Origin of the sequence: Streptomyces chilikensis, from assembly GCF_001642695.1 — a bacterium.
Lineage (GTDB): Bacteria > Actinomycetota > Actinomycetes > Streptomycetales > Streptomycetaceae > Streptomyces > Streptomyces chilikensis.
Window position 1 is genome coordinate 1613524 of sequence record NZ_LWCC02000005.1, and the last position, 916, is coordinate 1614439.

Consider the following 916-nt stretch of genomic DNA (forward strand, 5'->3'; position numbering starts at 1 on the left):
TGTGGCGGTACCGGGAGAACGCCGGAGCCGGCTTCCACATCTGCCGCCCCGTCACCGTGGTGCGCGACGACGCCGACCTCCTGGCGGTGTGGCTGGCCCCCGGCACCGAGTGCGTGCGGCCGGTCCTCGCCGACGGCACGCCGATCCACCAGGAACCGCTGGAGTCCCGCTACACCAAGCCCCGCAGGGTGCGCCGCGACAGGTGGTTCGGGACCGGGGTGCTGAAGCTGGCGCAGCCCGGGCGGCCGTGGTCGGTGTGGCTGTTCTGGGAATCGGGCTGGCGGTTCAAGAACTGGTACGTCAACCTGGAGGAGCCGCTGGCCCGGTGGGCGGGCGGTGTGGACTCCGAGGACCACTTCCTGGACGTGGTGGTGTACCCGGACCGCAGCTGGGACTGGCGCGACGAGGACGAGTTCGCCGAGGCGCAGCGGGCGGGGCTGATGGACGCGGGGACCGCCACCCGGGTCAGGGAGGCCGGGCGGCGGGCGGTGGAGGTCGTCCGGGCGTGGGACCTGCCGTTCTCCGGCGGCTGGGAGCACTGGCGGCCGGACCCGGCCTGGACGGTGCCGCCCCTGCCGGATGACTGGGACCGCACGCCCGCGCACCTCTCCTCGTGAGACCCTTGATGTGCCCTGGGAGCAGAACCGTAGGATCGTCCTCCGGAACGCACCCGGCGACCAACGGCGGTCGGGCACAACGGGTTTGACGTCCTGTCGGGCCGGTGCGCGAGGACAGGGAGAACGGTTCGCGAGGGCGGCGCCGGCGAGGCCGGCGAGCACGGGATTGGCCTTTGGCGGCCCCGGACGGATGGATTCGACACGCGTGACGGAGCACCCCACACCCGACCCCCCGGCCTCCGTGCGCCCCGGCGCCGACCCGGGTGCGACCGGAGGACGGCCCGCCGCGGGCGCGGCCC

The 916-nt window shown here is 74.3% G+C and carries 1 protein-coding gene; it reads left to right on the top strand.

The features are described from left to right. The coding region (gene fomD / locus A2U95_RS07200) for a cytidylyl-2-hydroxypropylphosphonate hydrolase (protein WP_166021370.1) at positions 1 to 617 on the top strand (617 nt) is incomplete at its 5' end. Positions 618 to 916: the final 299 nt, after the last annotated feature.